This is a genomic window from Halorubrum sp. AD140, from assembly GCF_034497445.1.
GTDB lineage: Archaea > Halobacteriota > Halobacteria > Halobacteriales > Haloferacaceae > Halorubrum.
On the sequence record NZ_JAXRUU010000067.1, the window covers coordinates 1 to 16,438 of the forward strand.

At 71.8% G+C, this 16,438-nt stretch carries 19 protein-coding genes; 10 read left to right on the forward strand and 9 right to left on the reverse strand.

Translation table 11 applies throughout. The annotated features are described in order from the left end of the window. Nucleotides 1–386, reverse strand: a 386-nt coding sequence (locus U4E84_RS13985) for an AAA family ATPase (protein ID WP_322532726.1), incomplete at its 3' end; no start/stop codon positions are given. Nucleotides 387–410: 24 nt separating this feature from the next. Next, on the reverse strand, nucleotides 411–803 hold the full coding sequence (locus U4E84_RS13990) for a bZIP transcription factor (RefSeq protein ID WP_322532727.1): 393 nt from the start codon (nucleotides 801–803) through the stop codon (nucleotides 411–413). Nucleotides 804–993: 190 nt separating this feature from the next. Here U4E84_RS13990 and U4E84_RS13995 point away from each other — a divergent pair, with 190 nt between their 5' ends. The 4 genes from U4E84_RS13995 to U4E84_RS14010 all read left to right on the forward strand — a co-directional run bounded on the left by U4E84_RS13995 (nucleotide 994) and on the right by U4E84_RS14010 (nucleotide 4,399). Then, nucleotides 994–1,578 (forward strand): CopG family transcriptional regulator, encoded by a 585-nt coding sequence (locus U4E84_RS13995; RefSeq protein ID WP_322532728.1) that lies wholly within the window; start codon nucleotides 994–996, stop codon nucleotides 1,576–1,578. A gap of 205 nt (nucleotides 1,579–1,783) precedes the next feature. After that, nucleotides 1,784–1,963 carry a ribbon-helix-helix domain-containing protein gene (locus tag U4E84_RS14000; RefSeq protein ID WP_322532729.1) on the forward strand — a complete coding sequence of 60 codons (180 nt, stop codon included), beginning with the start codon at nucleotides 1,784–1,786 and terminating at the stop codon, nucleotides 1,961–1,963. Between the two features lie 4 nt (nucleotides 1,964–1,967). After that, complete coding sequence (ftsZ, locus tag U4E84_RS14005; RefSeq protein WP_322532730.1) at nucleotides 1,968–3,182, forward strand: cell division protein FtsZ; 1,215 nt, start codon at nucleotides 1,968–1,970, stop codon at nucleotides 3,180–3,182. A gap of 194 nt (nucleotides 3,183–3,376) precedes the next feature. Next, entirely contained in the window at nucleotides 3,377–4,399 is a 1,023-nt protein-coding gene (locus U4E84_RS14010; RefSeq protein WP_322532731.1) for a zinc-binding alcohol dehydrogenase, read from the forward strand. Nucleotides 4,400–4,411: 12 nt separating this feature from the next. On the opposite strand, the gene U4E84_RS14015 is transcribed toward U4E84_RS14010, so the two are convergent. From U4E84_RS14015 to U4E84_RS14025, 3 genes are all read right to left on the reverse strand, one after another. Beyond that, entirely contained in the window at nucleotides 4,412–5,176 is a 765-nt protein-coding gene (locus tag U4E84_RS14015; RefSeq protein WP_322532732.1) for a CDP-alcohol phosphatidyltransferase family protein, read from the reverse strand. Nucleotides 5,177–5,325: 149 nt separating this feature from the next. Further along, a complete protein-coding gene (locus U4E84_RS14020; protein ID WP_322532734.1) occupies nucleotides 5,326–5,712 on the reverse strand; it encodes a hypothetical protein in 387 nt (128 codons plus the stop codon). A 71-nt stretch (nucleotides 5,713–5,783) separates the two neighbouring features. Further along, complete coding sequence (locus tag U4E84_RS14025) at nucleotides 5,784–7,769, reverse strand: aldo/keto reductase (protein ID WP_322532736.1); 1,986 nt, start codon at nucleotides 7,767–7,769, stop codon at nucleotides 5,784–5,786. Nucleotides 7,770–7,857: 88 nt separating this feature from the next. Here U4E84_RS14025 and U4E84_RS14030 point away from each other — a divergent pair, with 88 nt between their 5' ends. The 4 genes from U4E84_RS14030 to U4E84_RS14045 all read left to right on the forward strand — a co-directional run bounded on the left by U4E84_RS14030 (nucleotide 7,858) and on the right by U4E84_RS14045 (nucleotide 11,377). Beyond that, on the forward strand, nucleotides 7,858–8,727 hold the full coding sequence (locus U4E84_RS14030; RefSeq protein WP_322532746.1) for a hypothetical protein: 870 nt from the start codon (nucleotides 7,858–7,860) through the stop codon (nucleotides 8,725–8,727). Between the two features lie 78 nt (nucleotides 8,728–8,805). Next, on the forward strand, nucleotides 8,806–9,198 hold the full coding sequence (locus U4E84_RS14035; protein WP_322532737.1) for a 6-carboxytetrahydropterin synthase: 393 nt from the start codon (nucleotides 8,806–8,808) through the stop codon (nucleotides 9,196–9,198). Further along, nucleotides 9,195–10,286, forward strand: a complete 1,092-nt coding sequence (locus tag U4E84_RS14040) for a glycosyltransferase family 4 protein (protein WP_322532738.1) — start codon at nucleotides 9,195–9,197, stop codon at nucleotides 10,284–10,286. The genes U4E84_RS14035 and U4E84_RS14040 overlap by 4 nt, the downstream gene beginning before the upstream one ends. Beyond that, entirely contained in the window at nucleotides 10,283–11,377 is a 1,095-nt protein-coding gene (locus U4E84_RS14045; protein WP_322532739.1) for a hypothetical protein, read from the forward strand. The genes U4E84_RS14040 and U4E84_RS14045 overlap by 4 nt, the downstream gene beginning before the upstream one ends. Nucleotides 11,378–11,408: 31 nt before the next feature. Here the strand turns inward: U4E84_RS14045 and U4E84_RS14050 are convergent, their stop codons facing one another. Then, nucleotides 11,409–12,389, reverse strand: coding sequence for a TIGR00269 family protein (locus tag U4E84_RS14050; RefSeq protein WP_322532740.1), 981 nt, complete (start codon nucleotides 12,387–12,389; stop codon nucleotides 11,409–11,411). A gap of 602 nt (nucleotides 12,390–12,991) precedes the next feature. Here U4E84_RS14050 and U4E84_RS14055 point away from each other — a divergent pair. Then, the gene (locus U4E84_RS14055; RefSeq protein ID WP_322532741.1) at nucleotides 12,992–13,510 is read left to right on the forward strand and encodes a DUF4442 domain-containing protein; all 519 of its coding nucleotides are present in this window, start codon (nucleotides 12,992–12,994) and stop codon (nucleotides 13,508–13,510) included. Between the two features lie 42 nt (nucleotides 13,511–13,552). On the opposite strand, the gene U4E84_RS14060 is transcribed toward U4E84_RS14055, so the two are convergent. The 3 genes from U4E84_RS14060 to U4E84_RS14070 all read right to left on the reverse strand — a co-directional run bounded on the left by U4E84_RS14060 (nucleotide 13,553) and on the right by U4E84_RS14070 (nucleotide 16,078). Then, a complete protein-coding gene (locus U4E84_RS14060) occupies nucleotides 13,553–14,494 on the reverse strand; it encodes an alpha/beta hydrolase (RefSeq protein WP_322532742.1) in 942 nt (313 codons plus the stop codon). A gap of 66 nt (nucleotides 14,495–14,560) precedes the next feature. Continuing rightward, on the reverse strand, nucleotides 14,561–15,658 hold the full coding sequence (gene meaB, locus U4E84_RS14065) for a methylmalonyl Co-A mutase-associated GTPase MeaB (RefSeq protein ID WP_322532743.1): 1,098 nt from the start codon (nucleotides 15,656–15,658) through the stop codon (nucleotides 14,561–14,563). Further along, nucleotides 15,659–16,078 carry a cobalamin B12-binding domain-containing protein gene (locus tag U4E84_RS14070; RefSeq protein WP_322532744.1) on the reverse strand — a complete coding sequence of 140 codons (420 nt, stop codon included), beginning with the start codon at nucleotides 16,076–16,078 and terminating at the stop codon, nucleotides 15,659–15,661. A 90-nt stretch (nucleotides 16,079–16,168) separates the two neighbouring features. On the opposite strand from U4E84_RS14070, the gene U4E84_RS14075 reads away from it, so the two are divergent. Continuing rightward, a partial coding sequence (locus U4E84_RS14075; protein WP_322532745.1) for a VOC family protein occupies nucleotides 16,169–16,438 on the forward strand: 270 nt, incomplete at its 3' end.

Below are 16,438 nucleotides of genomic sequence, written 5' to 3' on the forward strand. Positions count from 1 at the left end.
TAGTAGTTGTCCTCGGTCTCCTTCACGCGGCGCTTGATCGTGATCTCGGAGACGTCGCCGACGTTCTCCGTGCCCGCGGCGGAGACGACCTGGGACCGGTCGAGGGTCCCGTCCTCGTTGGACAACACGACGGTCACCGACGCCTCGTTCGGGCCGCCCGACGCCTCGCCGTCCTCGTGGCCGGGGTTGTAGATCAGGTCGGTGAGCTTCGTGGCCCGGATCCCGCGGGTGCGCGCCAGTCCGAGCGCGAAGAGGACGCCGTCGATGATGTTCGACTTCCCGGAGCCGTTCGGCCCCGTGACGACCGTGAAGTCGTCGTAGAAGGGGATCCTCGTCGTTCGTCCGAAGCTCTTGAACCCGTCCAGAACGACCTCTGTGATGTGCATGTGGCGCGGGGATGTGCCGCCGAGTTACGCGACGATGATGTCGCTGTCCGACTCCTCGTCGTCGCTCTCTCCCTCCGCCCCCTCGGCGTCCGGGGTCGTCGCCGTCTGCTCGGGGACGACCATGTCGTCGTCGCCGCTCTCGGCGTCGGTGTCCGCCGTTTCCTCGCCCGTCCGCTCGACGACCTCGACGTGATCGTCGGAGTGGGTCCGCGTCTCGCCGCCGGACGACTCGGTCGCCGACTGCTCCGCGGCTTCGGCGGCCTCCTCGTTCGCGGCGTCCGCCCTCACGGACACCTCCTGGGCGTCCTCGACCTGTCGGACGCGTTCTTTCATCTCGACCAGCTCCTCGGTGAGCCCGTTGACCGCCGCCTGCAGCTCCGCGACCTGTCGTTCGAGGTCCTCCACGCGGTTACTCATTATACTCACGTATGCCCACGCGGGACGTATAAATCTGCGTCAGACACACGTGTGACCACATCACACGCGAGCCGTCCGAACGTCGTTTCACTCGAATGAAACGAGGCCGCCGTCTTTCGTTTCCGACGGCTGAAACGACGCCCGATGTCGGGGGGAAGATATTTGTAAGGTGGGTCGGTATTACGTCGGCATGAGCAAGATCACCTTCCGAGCCGACGACGAGCTGGTCGATCGGCTGGAAGCGTGTGACGCCTCCAAAAGCGAGGTGATGCGCGAAGCCCTCCGCACCCACCTCGACGGCCTCTCGACCGACGTAGCGCCGGCAGAGGCGTCCGACGAGACTGTCGACGCCGCCCTCGCCGACCGGCTCGACGACCTCATCGCCGACCGGCTCGACGCCGCCTTGGACGCGCGGCTCGGCGGGCGGGCCGGAGCGTCCGACGTCGCTGGTGCGCCCGGAGCGATCAACGTAAACGTCTCGCTGGACGCGCCGGACGCCGACGCGGACGACGTGCGGGTGATGCGTGAGACGTCGGAAGACGCCGAGGCGGAGCCGCGTAAGACTCCGGCCGACGTCCAGCCGCGGGAGAGCGTCTGCGGCGGCTGCGGCGAGACCGTCTCCGGTGACCACGTGTACTGCCCGAACTGCGGCGAAAAGCGGTCTCATCGCGCGTTCTGTGAGTGCGGCGACGAGCTCCGGACGGACTGGGCGTTCTGCCCCGGCTGCGGGCGGCGGACCCCGGCGGCCGACGTTCTGAACGATCGAAACCCGTGACACCGACCGTATGACGCCTCGTCTCCGATAACTGGCGATTTGTCTTACAAACGCCGGTAGTTTTATAATGGTGCCCCCGGTGATTACAACTGCGTAAGACGGTCGTCTTACAGCATCGTCCGGAGTGGGGCCCTCCCCGTCCCGGGCGTCCGGTCGCTGTAAGACACACGCGTCGCGTGTTCGCCGTCTTACCGGGGGAATACCAATGGAGCGTGTGACACTACGAATCCCGAAACAGCAGATAGATGAGGTCGAACAGATGGTCGAGACGGGCGAGTTCCCGAACCGGAGCGAGGCGATCCGGTCGGCCGTCCGCGACATGTTGAACGAACAGGACGGCGAGCGCGACGAGCGCGCCCGCAACCGCAACTGGGCGAAGGTGTAAACTGATGCAAGATCTCGTTCAGGACGCCCTCGACAACGCGGAAGCGGAGAAGCGCGACATGGACGTCGACATGGACGACGACGAGTTCGGGGACCCCCGGATCGTCATCGTCGGTGCCGGCGGCGCCGGGAACAACACGGTCAACCGGCTGTACAACATCGGCGTCGACGGCGCCGACACCGTCGCCATCAACACGGACAAACAGCACCTCAAGATGATCGAGGCCGACACCAAGATCCTCGTGGGCAAGTCGCTCACGCAGGGGCTCGGCGCCGGCGGCGACCCCAAGATGGGCGAGCGCGCGACCGAGATGGCCCAGGGGACGATCAAGGAGGTGCTCGGCGACGCCGACCTCGTCTTCGTCACCGCCGGCATGGGCGGCGGGACCGGGACCGGCGCGGCGCCGGTCGTCTCGAAGATCGCCAAAGAGCAGGGCGCCATCGTCGTCGGGATGGTCTCGACGCCGTTCAACGTCGAGCGCGCCCGCACGGTGAAAGCCGAGGAAGGTTTAGAGGACCTCCGCAACGAGGCCGACTCGATCATCGTCCTCGACAACAACCGGCTGCTCGATTACGTGCCGAATCTGCCGATCGGGAAGGCGTTCTCCGTGATGGACCAGATCATCGCGGAGACGGTGAAGGGGATCTCCGAGACGATCACCCAGCCGAGCCTCATCAACCTGGACTACGCCGACATGTCGACGATCATGAACCAGGGCGGCGTCGCCGTGATGCTGGTCGGCGAGACCCAGGACAAGAACAAGACCCAGGAGGTGGTCAACGACGCGATGAACCACCCGCTCTTGGACGTCGACTACCGCGGCGCCTCCGGCGGGCTCGTCCACATCACGGGCGGCCCGGACCTCACGCTGAAGGAGGCCGAGGGGATCGCGAACAACATCACCGAGCGGCTGGAGGCGAGCGCCAACGTGATCTGGGGCGCGCGCATCCAGGACGAGTACAAGGGGAAGGTCCGCGTCATGGCGATCATGACGGGCGTCCAGAGCGCACAGGTGCTCGGCCCCTCCACGCAGAAGCAGGCGGACAAGTCCCGCGCGGCGGTCAACGGGGACGATCTCGGCGACTCGCGCTCGCGGGCCGCCGACGCGAACGGAACCGCCGGCGCGACGGCCTCCGGTGGCACCGATCGCGGCGCCTGGGAGTCCGACGGCGGCACGGAGCCGATCGAGAAGAACAACGGACTCGACGTCATCCGGTAGGCGCTTCCGCCCGACCCGGCGACCGCCGCGGCGTTTCGTTTCATTTTCGCCGTCGACTCCGGCCCGTCCCGTCCAGCGGCGCGAGGACTTAACATCGCACGGGCCGTGATGATCCACGTGTCACGCCACCAACCGAACGGACGCCCGCGGCCCCGCCCGGGCGTCGCCCGCGACCGGGCCGAGTTCGCGACGGGATGACCGACGCCGCGCTCTACTTCACGGCGCCCGAAACGGTCGAACTGCGGGAGACGTCCGTCGGGCCGCCGGACGCGGACGAGCTCCTCGTGGAGACGCGAGCCTCGGCGATAAGCGCCGGAACGGAGCTGCTCGTGTACCGCGACCAGACGCCGACAGACCTCCCGGCGGACGAAACGCTCGACGCGCTCGACGGGGACCTCTCGTACCCCGTCCGATACGGCTACGCCGCGGTCGGCGTCGTCCGCGAGGTCGGCGCGGCCGTCGACCCCGCCTGGGTCGGCCGGTCGGTGTTCGCGTTCGTTCCCCACCAGACGCGCTTCCGTGCGACCCCCGAGTCGGTGGTCGCGCTCCCGCCGGGGACGGCGCCCGCCACGGGGGCGCTGCTCCCGTCCGTGGAGACCGCGACGAACCTCGTCCTCGACGCCGCCCCGCGGCTCGGCGAGCGGGTCGTCGTCTTCGGTGCCGGGGTGATCGGGCTCTGTGTCACCCGACTGCTCGCCGCGTTCCCGCTCGACTCGCTCGTGGTGGTCGACCCGATCGAGCGGCGCCGGCGGCTCGCCGCGGCGCTGGGGGCCGACCAAACGACGACGCCCGCCGCCCTCGCGTACGACGACGCCGGAGGCGACGACGCGGGTTCCGCCGTCGACGGCGCCGACCTCGCCGTCGAGTTGTCCGGCCAGCCGAGCGCGCTCGACGACGCGATCCGCGTCGTCGGCTACGACGCGCGGGTCGTCGTCGGCTCGTGGTACGGGACCAAGCGCGCGCCGCTCGACCTCGGCGGGCGGTTCCACCGCGACCGCATCGACGTCGTCTCCAGCCAGGTGTCGACGATCAGCCCGGAGCTGCGCGGCCGGTGGGACCGCGACCGGCGCATGGACGCGGCGCTCGACCGGCTCGACCGGATCCCCGCCGACGAGCTGATCACCCACCGGATACCCTTCGAGCGCGCGCCGGAGGCGTACGAGCTGCTCGACTCGTCGCCGGACGCCGCGGTCCAGGTGATCTTGGAGTACTCCTGAGCGGCGGGTCGGTCACCGCCGGCCGGGAAGCCGCCCGCTGACGGCGAGGTAGTCCCGTCCGAACACCCCAAGCGACGGCGCGAGGACGGCGGGCGCGAGGGTCCAGACGAGGTCCGTCGGGACGGGGGGAACGAGCGCGACCGTCACGAAGGTCATCTGGACGCCCGCGAGGTACTTGCCGAGGTCGCTGTCGGGGCGGTCGTACACGGGGAGTCCGCGGACGCGCCGCAGCCACACGGCCCCGCGGAAGACGTAGCGCGCGGCGGAGATGGAGAGGTACCAGACCGGCAGGAGCCCCCACAGCACCGCCACCAGCGGCGCGGCGACGAACCCGAACGTGTCGAACGCCATATCGAGCCGGCGGCCGGTCTCGGTCTCTCGGCCGATCGTCCGAGCCACCCGCCCGTCGAGGTTGTCGAGGGCGACGCCGCCGCCGTAACACAGCGCCGGCGCCCACGCGAGCGTCGTCTCGGGCGGCGCGACGACGAACCCGGCGACGACCGCGTACAGCGCCCCCCGCACGATCGTGACCGCGTTCGCCAGGCCGAACAGCCGCCGCCAGACAGCGTCCCCTCCCGGCGTGACCCCGTAGCCCACGTACCAGAGCTGGCCCGCCCAGCAGACGCCGGCGACGACGGCGGGAGAGAGCCCCCACCGCCCCGTCGCGTCGGCGGGGAGCAGCCGCGACAGGAGGAGGGCGAGCCCGACCCCGGCGACGAGCGGGAGTCCGACCCCGACTCCGACCCGGACGGTGCGCCCCTGGCGCGTCTCGACCATCTATCCGTCGCCCTCCGCCGCCGCGTCTCGCACGCCCTCGATTTTGGCTCTCTCGGACGCGTTTACGCGGCGTTCGACCGCGTTTACGCTCCCGGAGGTGACCGCGTCGTCGCGGTCGGATCCCGGTCGGCGGTTCCGGGACGGCACGGCTATCGGCGCAACAGGGCGACCAGGACGGTGATCAACGCGATCTGCGCGACCTTGTCGACGGCGCCGAGCGTTCCGACGTCGGCCGGGAACGACTTCGCTCCGCCCGCGAAGTTGATCACGTACCACAGGACGATCTGGACGAGGGTGAAGGCGATCCCGACGGCGTACACCGCGCGCCGACGGTAGTCGATCACGAGGAGGCCGACGCCGCCGAGGAAGCCGAGCCCCGCGAGGACGAAGCTGATCCCCATCGGCGAGGGGAACATCCTGACGCCCAGGAGCAGGTGGACGGCGGCGGAGACCAGGGCCGCGACGATCCCCACCCAGTGGAGGCCGTTCAGCGAGCCGACGTCGACCGCGGGCTGCCGCGCTTCGGTCGTTGCCATACCACACACACGGACTTCAGTCACATAGGAATGCCGCCCGAGCCGGCGGCTCCGGACCCGTTACGATCGTCCTACCGCTCGAAGTCGGGATCGCGCAGGGCGTCGATCCGATCGACCTCGTCGGCCGTCAGCCGCACGCTCCCGGCGGCCAGGTTCGAGACGACGTGCGACTCCGCGGTGCTCGACGGGATCGGGACGACGCCCCGGGTGGCGTTCCACGCGATCACGACCTCGGCCGGCGAGAGCCCGCGGTCGGCGGCGACCGCGTCGAGTTCGGGCTCGTCGAGGAGGCCGGGCGCCGACAGCGGCGAGTGCGCGACGACCCGGATCCCGCGCTCGTGACAGAACGAGACGAGGTCGTTCCGGGGGCGGTAGGGGTGCCGTTCCACCTGCACGAGCGCCGGGTCCACCGCGCCCGTCTCCAGCACCGTCTCCAGCTGCGCCCGCGAGACGTTACAGACCCCGAGCGTCCGGGCCCACCCCCGCTCGTGGACCGCCTCCAGGTTCCGCCACGCAGTCGCGAGCGACACGTCGTCGGCCGCGAGCTCGCCGCCGTCGCCCTCGGGAAAGGTGAGCGCCTCCTGCCGCTCGACCGGCCTCTCGGCGAGTCGGGTCAGCTCCCCGCGGTGTTCGAGCGCCGAGGGCCAGTGGAGCGCGTAGCAGTCGAACGCGTCGATCCTCAGCTCCTCGCGGCTGCCCGCGCAGGCGGCCAGCAGGTGCTCGCGGCGGTGGTTGGTGCGCCACGCCTTCCCGAGGAGGAACACGCGCTCGCGGTCCGGCGCGCCCGGTGCGGCGAGCAGCTCCCCGATCCGGTGTTCGTTGCCGTACAGCTCGGCCGAGTCGAGGAGGCGGTAGCCGGCGTCGAGCGCGGTCGCGATCGAGTCGGCGCGCTCGACGTACTCGCCGCCGCGGTAGCGCGAGCAGCCGAACCCGACCGCGGGGAGCCGGATCGCGCGCGGGCCCGACTCGGTCTCCCCGCCACTCCGCTTCTCCGGCCTGGCGACCGGCGCCGGCGGCGGGTCGGCGGTCGCCCCGCAGTCGTCGACGGGGACGCCTCCCTCGGCGTCTCCCTCGGCGGCCGCCTCGATCGCGTTGCAGACGGCGACGACGTGCGCGCCCCGCCGTCCCCCGGCCCGCGAGGGCGACCCGGCCTCGACCGTCGCGGCGAGGCGTTCGATCGCGTCGACGTACTCGTACGGTTCCGTCGGCGCGTCCGGCGGCGCGCTCACGTACTCCCGCCCGACGCGGCCGAACCGGACGTGGTCGCGGCCGGTCTCCGTGGCGCCGGTCCCCTTCAGGTACAGCGAGCCGTCGTCGCCGTGGAGCTCCAGCCCGTAGAACTCGCGGCTCCGGTGGGGCGCGTAGAAGCTCGCGGTCAGCCTGACCGTCGGCCCCGTCGCGAACGCCAGCGTCGCCTCGACGTGGGTCGGCGTCGACGGGCGCCGCGTCTCCCGCGCGGGCCAGACGTCGAGGGCGTCGGCGACTCGGACGCGCTCGACCGGGCCGAACCACGAGACCAGGAGCGCGAGCGGGTACACCGCGCCGTCGTACAGCGGGCCGACCTCGAGGAACGACGCGGGGTCGTCGTGCCAGTCGGTCACGCGGCCGACGTGGGCGTGGGCGTACCCCAGCCCCACCGGACCGAGCCGCCCGTCGGCGAGGAGCCGGCCGGCGCGACGCTGCGAGGGCGCCCGCGGCGTGCCGGGCGCACAGCCGAGCGCGAGGCCGCGGTCGCGGGCGAGCGTCACCAGCTCTTTCGCCTCGTCGGCGTCGAGTGCCAGCGGCTTCTGCGAGTAGACGTGGCGGTCGGCCTCGAGCGCGGTCCGCGTCACCGGCGCGTGGGCAGCGTGGCTCGTCAGGTTCACGGCGAGCGGCGCGTCGACCGCCGAGAGCGCCGTTTCCAGGTCCGTAAAGGCCGGGCAGTCGTGGGCCGCCGCGAGCGTCGCGGCGCGGTTCGCGTCGAGGTCGACGACGCCGGCGAGCGACAGCGAACTCCCCGACAGCCCGGCGGCGTACACCGGCGCGATCGCCCCGGCCCCCACGAACAGACAGTTCACGGTCGTACCGAGGCGGCGAGACGTATAGGTGTCCCGCCGGAGCGGTTTAGTCGCCTCGCGCCAACTCACGGTCGTGACGGAGCCGGGAATGGGCCGCCTCGGGACCGCCTACCTGCGCGGACTGCAGGCGGTCGGTCGGCGGCTCGACTACGGGACGAACGCCTTCGACCGCGAGTGGGACGTCCTCGTCGTCCTCGACGCCTGCCGGGCCGACCTGCTGCGCTCGGTCGCGCCCGACGTCGAGTTCCTCGGTGCGGTCGAGACGGTCCGGTCGGTCGGGAGCTCCTCCTCGGAGTGGCTGGAGAACACCTTCCTCGACCACCCGGAGACGCCGCGGACGGCCATGGTGACGGGGAACACGTGGACCGACCGCTACCTCGACGCCGACGCGTTCGCCGCGCTCGACGAGGTGTGGAAGTACGCGTGGGACGAGGACCTCGGGACCGTGCCGGCGGCGGCGGTCACGGACCGGGCCGTCGCGCTGGCCCGCGAGCGCGACCCGGACCGGCTCGTCGTCCACTACATGCAGCCGCACCACCCGTTCGTCCCGGACCCGCTCGACGGCGACGACGGGCTGGCCCGGACCGGGAGCCACAGCAACGAGGGGAACCCGTGGGTGCTGCTCCGACGCGGCGAGGTCTCGGTCGAGCGCGTGTGGAGGGCCTACGAGGCGAACCTCCGCTACGTCCTCGGCGAGGTGACGACGCTCGTCGACAACGTCGACGGCCGCGTCGCGATAACCGCGGACCACGGCAACTGCTTCGGCGAGTGGGGGCTGTACGGGCACCCGATGCACACGCCAGTGCCCGCGCTCCTCGCGGTCCCGTGGGCGGAGGCGACGGGCGTCGACCGTGGGACGTTGGACCCCGAACTCGACCCGCCGGAGTCGCTGCCGGTGAGCCGGGTCCACGGCGAGACGGGCGAGCGCGAGCGGCTCGAAGCGCTCGGCTACCTGTGAGTCCGCGTCGAACGGTCGCCTCCGACCGCCCTACCGCTGCCCTCCGGATTTAGGTGCGTCGCGCCCGTGGATCGGTCCATGTACGCGACGACGGTCCTGACGGACTTCGTGGCCCAACACTACCTCACCGTCCCCGACCCGGGACCCGAGGGGGTGCCGCACTCCCACCACTTCGAGGTGGAGTTGACCTTCCGCGGCCCGGAGCTGAACGAGCACGACTACCTCGTCGACATCGACGACGCCGAGGGGGCACTCGACGCTCTCGCCGACCGCTACCGCGACGAACTGCTCAACGACCTCCCCGAGTTCGAGGGGGACAACCCCAGCGTCGAGCGCTTCGCGCGGACGATCTTCGAGCGCGTGACCGACGACGCGGTCGACGGATACGTGACCGACGACACGGTGAGCGAACTGTCCGTGACCGTGTGGGAGGACGAGGCGGCCGCCGCCACCTACGACGCGCCCGTATGAGGGTCGGGTTCGCGCTGTACGGGAGCCTCGACGAGCGGTCGGGGGGGTTCCGCTACGACCGGAAGCTGGTCGAGGGGCTCCGCCGCGCCGGCGACGACGTGGCGGTCGTCGAGCTCCCGTGGCGAACGTACCCGCGCGGGCTGCTCGACAACGCCAGCCCGTCCCTCCGCGAGCGCCTCCGCGTCGACGTCGACGTCATGCTTCAAGACGAGCTCGCGCACCCGTCCCTCTTCCTCGCCAACCGAGACCTGCCGTACCCGACCGTGAGCGTCGTCCACCACCTACGCGCGAGCGAGCCCCGGCGGCTCGCCCCGCTGTACCGCGCCGTCGAGCGCCGGTACCTCGCGACCGTCGACGGCGTCGTCTGCAACAGCTCCGCGACCCGTGACGCCGTCGCCGCCGTGGGCGTCGATCCCGAGGCGATCGTCGTGGCGCCCCCTGGGGGCGACCGGTTCGACCCGACGATCGACGACGCGACGATCGCCTCGCGGGCTCGAGAGCGCCCGCTTCGGGCGGTCTTCGTCGGAAACGTCGAGCCGCGGAAGGGGCTGGACACGCTCGTCGAGGGGGTGGCCCGGGCCACCGCCGCCGTCGACCTCACCGTCGTCGGCCGGGCGGTCGACGAGGGTCACGTCGCCGACGTCCGGCGACTGGTCCGCGAGCGCGGGCTCGATGACCGCGTGCGGTTCACCGGTCGGCTGCCGGACGCCGAACTGGCCGACGTCCTCCGCGAGAGCCACGTCCTCACGGTTCCCTCCCGGTACGAGGGGTTCGGGATCGTCTACCTGGAGGGGATGAGCTTCGGCCTGCCGGCGGTCGCCTCGCGGGCGGGCGGAGCGAACGAGACGGTCGTCGACGGCGAGACGGGGGTCCTCGTCGACCCGGACGACCCCGCCGCCGTCGCCCGCGCGCTCGACGGGTTCGCGGCAGACCCCGACCGGCTGGCCGAGATGGGCCGCGCCGCCAGGCGTCGGTACGAGCGCCACCCGAGCTGGACGAAGTCGACGGCGCGCGTTCGCCGTCTTCTGGCCGAGGTCGCCGGCGTCGCCGACATCCCCGACGCCGCGGAGTCGGAGGTGACGACGTGACGGGAGGCGGAGAGCGGTCCGCAGACAACGATGCCGGCCCGGACGACGAGACCGCCGCCTTCCGGCGCTATCTCCGCGCGAAACGGACCGTCGACGACCGGGCGCTCGACCGGCGGCTCGTCGGGATCCTCCGCGAGCGACTCGCCGACCGCGCCGCCGCGATCGAGGGGCCGCTTCGCGTCCTCGAAGTCGGAGCCGGCGTCGGGACGATGGTCGCCCGCCTGATCGACTGGGAGGCCCTCCCGCCGGGCGAGGTCCGGTACGTCGCCGTCGACCGCGACGCGGGGACGCTCGCCGGGGTCGAGCCGTTCCTCCGCGAGTGGACGGCGGACCGAGAGGGGTCGGTCTCCGTCGTCGACGCGAGCGACCGCGAAGACGGCGGCGGCGACGCGGACGCGCTCGTCGTCGAGACGGACGCGCGCACGGTCCGAGTCGAACCGGTCGCGGCCGACGCGGTCGCGTACGCGGCGGCGCACGCGGGCGAGTGGGATGCGCTGATCGGGATGGCGCTGCTCGACGTCCTCGGCCTCGACGGGCTCGGACGCCTGCTCGACGCGCTCGCGCCCGGCGGAACCTACTACTTCCCGATCACCTTCGACGGCGGGACGCGCTTCCGCCCGTCGCACCCGGCCGACCGAGCGATCGAGCGGCGCTACCACGCGCACATGGACGCCAAGCCCGGCGGGAGCAGCCGCGCCGGCGGCGACGCGCTCGCGCGGCTCCGGGGTCTCGAGGGCGCCTCGATCCTCGGCGTCGCCGGGTCGGACTGGGTGGTTCGGCCGGTCGGGGGAGACCGCTCCGGACCCGACGCCGGGGGGACGTACCCCGGCGACGAGGCGTTCTTCCTCCGGTACATCCTCGACACCGTGGAGGCGGCGGTCGGCGAGGTGATCGACGGGGACGTAGAGGTGATCGACGGGACCGCGGGGGAGTCGGTGACGGCGGGAGCGTCGTTGGATGAGTCCGACACCGACCCGACCGCCGCGCTCGACGACTGGCTCGCTACGCGCCGGCGACAGGTCGACGCCGGCGAACTCGTCTACCTCACCCATCAGCTCGACCTGCTCGGGGGGGTCGACCGCGAGCGGTGATCCGGCTCGACCGCCCGGCGCGCCGACCGCCTCAGGCCGCCTCGATCGAGTCGAGCAGCCGGCACTTCCGGCAGACGTCGCGGCTCGTCGTCGAGCCGCAGCGCTCGCACTCGCCGAGGTCGGGGGCGTCGGCGGCGGCATCGCCGCCCTCGCGGTAGGCCGCGGCGGCGAGCGCGGAGAGCTCCTCGTAGCCGGCCATGATCGAGTGGCGGGCGCCGGGGTGGTTCTCCTCCAGCTCGTGGATCGTCGACTGGATCTCGCCGCGGTACGCCTCCGAGGAGTGAGGGCACTCGGCCATGTGGGTCGGGAGGTCGCGGACGTGACAGTACAGCGCGACCTCCTTCTCGGGGACGTCGCGGAGGGGCTTGGCGCGCGGGACGAACGCGTCCGTCCCCTCGCGCTCGTCGAAGGGGCCGAGCGAGGCGTCGAAGTGCTTCGCCACCTGTCGGACGTCGCCCTCGAGGAAGTTCATCATCGCCGTCTGGGCCTCGTCGTCGAGGTTGTGGCCGGTGAGCAGCTTGTCGGCGCCGAACTCGGCGGCGTACGTCTCCAGGAGGTCGCGGCGGAACACGCCGCAGTACGCGCAGGCGGCCATGTTCTCGGGGTCGTCCTCGACGACGTCGTCCATCCGAACGTCGAACTCCTCCTCGTAGGAGACCACCTCGTGGCGGAGCGAGAGGTCCTCGGCCAGCTCGACGCAGGCGTCGAGGCTCTCGTCGCGGTACCCCTCGATCCCCTCGTGGATCGTCAGGGCGAGCATCTCGACGCGGGGGTCCTCGCCGAACACGTCGTCCAGAATCCGGGTCAGCGCGACGCTGTCCTTCCCGCCCGAGAGGCCGATCACCCAGCGGTCGGGCTCCTCGGGCGTCGCGTCCGGGTCGAGCAGGCCGTCCTCGCGGACCCGGCGTTTCACGCGCTTCTCGACCGACCGGCGGAGGTGCTCGCCGCACAGGTGCGCCCCGGAGTAGGCGGCGTGGTGGACGGCGTCGGCCCCGCACTTGTCGCACTCCATCGGTGTCGGGTTGCGGACGCGCGCGGATACCCGTTTCGGGCCAAGATGAGGTGAGTGCGTTCGTGTGACCGAATTCGCCCACATCGGCGGTAAACGCCTCCAAAGTTCCAGCCGCTCCCTTATAAATGAGTGAGGCTGGATCGACGGTGAACACCTCCAAAGCCCCAGCCGCGAGGACTCGCGTGACTCGCTGCGCTCCTCGGTCGCTCACTTCGTCGCCGGCGCGTAGCGCCGGCTGCCAGAGGGACCTTCGGTCCCTCGCTGTTCGCTCTCTGCGGTGCTTGCGTCGTCAGGCTTCGTCCTTCCGAGAGACTCCGTCTCTCGTCTTCCCGCTCGCGCTGCTCGCGGGAATCACGACTGCCCCTTTGAGTCCCACCCGCCCGCAACCGCACCGCAGCCTCACGCCTCCCCAACCTCGTCAGTCGCCTCCGCTTCGCTCCGGCGACTGACTCCCTCGCGCGTGCGCCTCGCGCCCTGCGGGCGCTCGTCGGCACGCGCCACCGCGGTCTATATAGATACGCGTCCGACACGACACCGACAACCCCCGGCGCGTTGTCGCCGGTTCCGACACGCGTTTGTCGTCGGCGCGGCGCCTCCGAGACGTGACCGACTCGCCGACCGGCGTCGACCGCGACCCCGATCCCCGCCCCCTCCGCGAGGATCCGCCGGCGGAGAGCCTCCGAACGCGCCTGTGGCGGCACGGCTTCAACCTCCTGCCGGCGTACCGCGGGACCGGCGCGCGCGTCGACCACATCGGCGCCGACTGGCGGTTCGTGCGGATCAGGGTCCCCTTCAACTGGCGCACCCGCAACGCGGTGGGGACCATCTTCGGCGGGAGCCTCTACGGCGCGATCGACCCGGTGTACATGACGATGCTCCGGCGGGTCCTCGGGGACGGCTTCACCGTCTGGGACAAGTCGGCCGCGATCGAGTTCGTCGAGCCCGGCCGCGACGCGCTGTACGCCGAGTTCGAGCTCCCCGTCGCCGAGACCGAGGCGATCCGCGACGCGCTCGGCCCCGGCGAGTCGACGGACCGGCGGTACCTCGTCTCGCTCGTCGACGAGGCGGGGGTCGTCCACGCGGTCTGCGAGAAGACGCTGTACGTCCGGCGAGACGGGTGAGGCGCGGACCGACGGTTCGGCGACGCCGACCGCGGCGCCGTCTCAGGCGGTCGCGCCGGCGACGAGGCTCTCTCGGACCGTCTCGACGAACCGCTCCGGATGCTCGACGTGCGGGAGCAGCCGCGCGCGGTCGAAGACGACGAGGCGGGAGCCGGAGGCGTCGGCGAGATCGCGCCCGTCGGAGAGGGGGCTCACCTCCGCCTCGCGCCCCCAGACGAGCGTCGGCGGCACGTCGAGGTCGGCGAGCGCGGCCGCCAGGTCGACGTCGCTGTTGAGGTAGCCGGAGACGAAGGAGGCCGGCGCGAACCGGGCGTTCTCGACGTGCGTCGTCCGCCACTCGTAGTCGATCCACTCCTCGCTCGGGGCGGTCGGGTCGTCGTAGCCGTGGTCGGCGTTGAAGTACCGGATCGACGGCTTCGAGGCGATGACGTTGAACAGCCCGTCCCCGACGAGCGGCGACCGGATCAGCTCGCGGAGCCAAGACTTCGGCGGGCTCGGTCCCGCGACGCTCGTCGGACAGACGGCGACGAAGCCGCTCACGTCGACGCCCGCGTCGCCGGCGGCCGCGGCCGCGTACGCCGCCGACAGCGACGAGGCCACGACGGCCGGCTCGTCGAACTCGGCGAGGAAGTCGCGAACGAAGTCCTCGTACAGCGCGGCCGAGTACCGCAGCGGCGGTCGGTCGGAGCGGCCGTACCCCGGGAGGTCGGGCGCGACGACGTGGTAGTCGGCCGCCAGGTCGTCGAACACCGCGCGCCACTCGCCGGCGGAGCCGGCGGCGTTGACGCCGTGGAGCAGGACGAGGTCGGGGTCGTCGGGGTCGCCGGCCTCGACGTACGCGACGTCCATCCCGCGCCAGTGGAAGACGCCGTCGTCGCCGTCGAGCGGCGGCTCCAGCTCGCCTTCGTACCGGAGTCCGGTGTTGAGAGCGGCGAGCGCGCCGACGCCGAGGAGGGCAGTCCCGACGAGGTTCCTGAGCTTCATGGAAACCTGTTGGTTCGCGGGCGACTTATACCTCGTGGCCCGGCGAGTCCGTCGACGCTCGGGCCGTCACTCCCGGTCCGTCTCCACGCAGTCGACGATCGGCGCGACGACTTCGGCGGCGACGCTGTACGGGTCCGTCTCGCGCCGCCGGACCGCTTCGGCGAGCCGGTCGATCCCGCCGCGGCGCTCGATCTCGTCGGCCGCGAGCGCGCCCACGTCCGAGCGCACGAGGGTCCGGATCTCCTCGGCGTAGCGCCGCCGCTTCGTCGTCTCGATCTCGCCCGACTCCCGGAGGTGCGCCGCGTGGGCGTCGAACGTCTCGATGAGCTCTTCGACGCCTTCGCCCGTGCTCGCCACCGTCCGGAGCACTTCGGGTGTCCACTCTCGGGGGTCCGATTCATCCGGATCCTCCGGGTGATCCGGCGCGTCGAACCCGTGGTGGCCCGCGTCGAGCCCCTTCGTCGGCCCCTCGCGACGGTGGACCATCTCCTCTAACTCGGCGAGGGTGCGCTCCGCGCCGTCCATGTCGGCCTTGTTGACGACGAACACGTCGCCGATCTCCAGGATGCCGGCCTTCAGGGTCTGCACGTCGTCGCCGGAGCCGGGCTGGACGAGCACCGCGACCGTGTCGGCGGTTCGCACCACGTCGACCTCGTTCTGTCCGGCGCCGACGGTCTCGATTATCACGACGTCCTTCCCGAAGGCGTCGAGCGCCTTCACGGCGTCCGCGGTCGCCATCGACAGCCCGCCGAGCTGGCCGCGCGCGCTCATCGACCGGAAGAACACGTCCATGTCGCCGACGTTCGACCCCATCCTGATGCGGTCGCCGAGCACGGCGCCGCCGGTGTACGGCGAGGAGGGGTCGACCGCGACGACGCCGACGGTGTCCCCCCGCTCGCGGTAGGCGGCCGCCAGCTTGTCGACGAGCGTCGACTTCCCGGCGCCGGGCGAGCCCGTGATCCCGATCACGTCCGCGCCGCCCGTGCGGTCGTGGAGCGCGGAGACGATCGCCCGGTGGCCCGCCGCGCGGTCCTCGATCCGCGTGATGACGCGGGCGAGCGCCCGGTGGCTCCCGGCGAGCAGCTCCTCGACGAGCTCGGCGTCGCGGTCGCTCAGCTCCGGTGTCCGCGGCGTCGCCGACCCGTCGCGTTCCGGCCCGCCCATCTACGCCCGCTCCGGCACGTTGTCCCGGATGAACTCGATCGTCTCCTCCATCGGCGTGCCGGGGCCGAACACCTCGGCGACGCCGAGCTCCTTGAGCTCCCTCTCGTCGTCGTCGGGGATGATCCCGCCCACGAGAATCAGGGTGTCCTCGAACGCGTCGTACTCCTTGAGCCCCTCGATCACCTTCGGCACGAGGGTGTTGTGGGCGCCCGAGAGGATCGAGATGCCGAGCACGTCGACGTCCTCCTGAACCGCCGCCTGCACGATGTCCTCGGGCGCACGGTGGAGCCCGGAGTAGACGACCTCGAAGCCGGCGTCGCGGAACGCCCGCGCGATCACGTGTGCGCCTCGGTCGTGGCCGTCGAGTCCGACCTTGGCGACCAGACACCGGATGGTCCGCTCCTCCTGTTCGACGCTCATACCGGACACTGCGTCGCGCCCCCGTTTGACTCTAACGGACGATCGGGAGGGACCGACGCATTGAACGCGCGAGCGCTCCTGTAGGGCGACATGACCGACGCTCCCCCTGCCGATGGCCTCCCCACCGACACCCTCCCCGACGGGACGCGGATCGGCCGCGCCGCGCTCCGCGTCGCCGACGCGGACGAGACGGCCGCGTTCTACCGCGACGTCGTCGGCCTCGCCGTCCTCAACCGCGACGGCGACGAGGTCGTCCTCGGCGTCGACGGTTCGGCGGGCGGTGAGGACGCGGGAGAGGCGGGGGGCACGACGGGCGCGGAGGACACGGGAGAGGCGGGGGGCACGACGGGCGCGGAGGAC

What these genes read in the sequence shown, in the direction of transcription:
- U4E84_RS13990 (WP_322532727.1), bottom strand. Translation starts at nt 803, where the DNA reads ATGAGTAACCGCGTGGAGGACCTCGAACGACAGGTCGCGGAGCTGCAG.
- U4E84_RS13995 (WP_322532728.1), top strand. Translation starts at nt 994, where the DNA reads ATGAGCAAGATCACCTTCCGAGCCGACGACGAGCTGGTCGATCGGCTG.
- U4E84_RS14000 (WP_322532729.1), top strand. Translation starts at nt 1,784, where the DNA reads ATGGAGCGTGTGACACTACGAATCCCGAAACAGCAGATAGATGAGGTC.
- ftsZ (WP_322532730.1), top strand. Translation starts at nt 1,968, where the DNA reads ATGCAAGATCTCGTTCAGGACGCCCTCGACAACGCGGAAGCGGAGAAG.
- U4E84_RS14010 (WP_322532731.1), top strand. Translation starts at nt 3,377, where the DNA reads ATGACCGACGCCGCGCTCTACTTCACGGCGCCCGAAACGGTCGAACTG.
- U4E84_RS14015 (WP_322532732.1), bottom strand. Translation starts at nt 5,176, where the DNA reads ATGGTCGAGACGCGCCAGGGGCGCACCGTCCGGGTCGGAGTCGGGGTC.
- U4E84_RS14020 (WP_322532734.1), bottom strand. Translation starts at nt 5,712, where the DNA reads ATGGCAACGACCGAAGCGCGGCAGCCCGCGGTCGACGTCGGCTCGCTG.
- U4E84_RS14030 (WP_322532746.1), top strand. Translation starts at nt 7,858, where the DNA reads ATGGGCCGCCTCGGGACCGCCTACCTGCGCGGACTGCAGGCGGTCGGT.
- U4E84_RS14035 (WP_322532737.1), top strand. Translation starts at nt 8,806, where the DNA reads ATGTACGCGACGACGGTCCTGACGGACTTCGTGGCCCAACACTACCTC.
- U4E84_RS14040 (WP_322532738.1), top strand. Translation starts at nt 9,195, where the DNA reads ATGAGGGTCGGGTTCGCGCTGTACGGGAGCCTCGACGAGCGGTCGGGG.
- U4E84_RS14050 (WP_322532740.1), bottom strand. Translation starts at nt 12,389, where the DNA reads ATGGAGTGCGACAAGTGCGGGGCCGACGCCGTCCACCACGCCGCCTAC.
- U4E84_RS14060 (WP_322532742.1), bottom strand. Translation starts at nt 14,494, where the DNA reads ATGAAGCTCAGGAACCTCGTCGGGACTGCCCTCCTCGGCGTCGGCGCG.
- meaB (WP_322532743.1), bottom strand. Translation starts at nt 15,658, where the DNA reads ATGGGCGGGCCGGAACGCGACGGGTCGGCGACGCCGCGGACACCGGAG.
- U4E84_RS14070 (WP_322532744.1), bottom strand. Translation starts at nt 16,078, where the DNA reads ATGAGCGTCGAACAGGAGGAGCGGACCATCCGGTGTCTGGTCGCCAAG.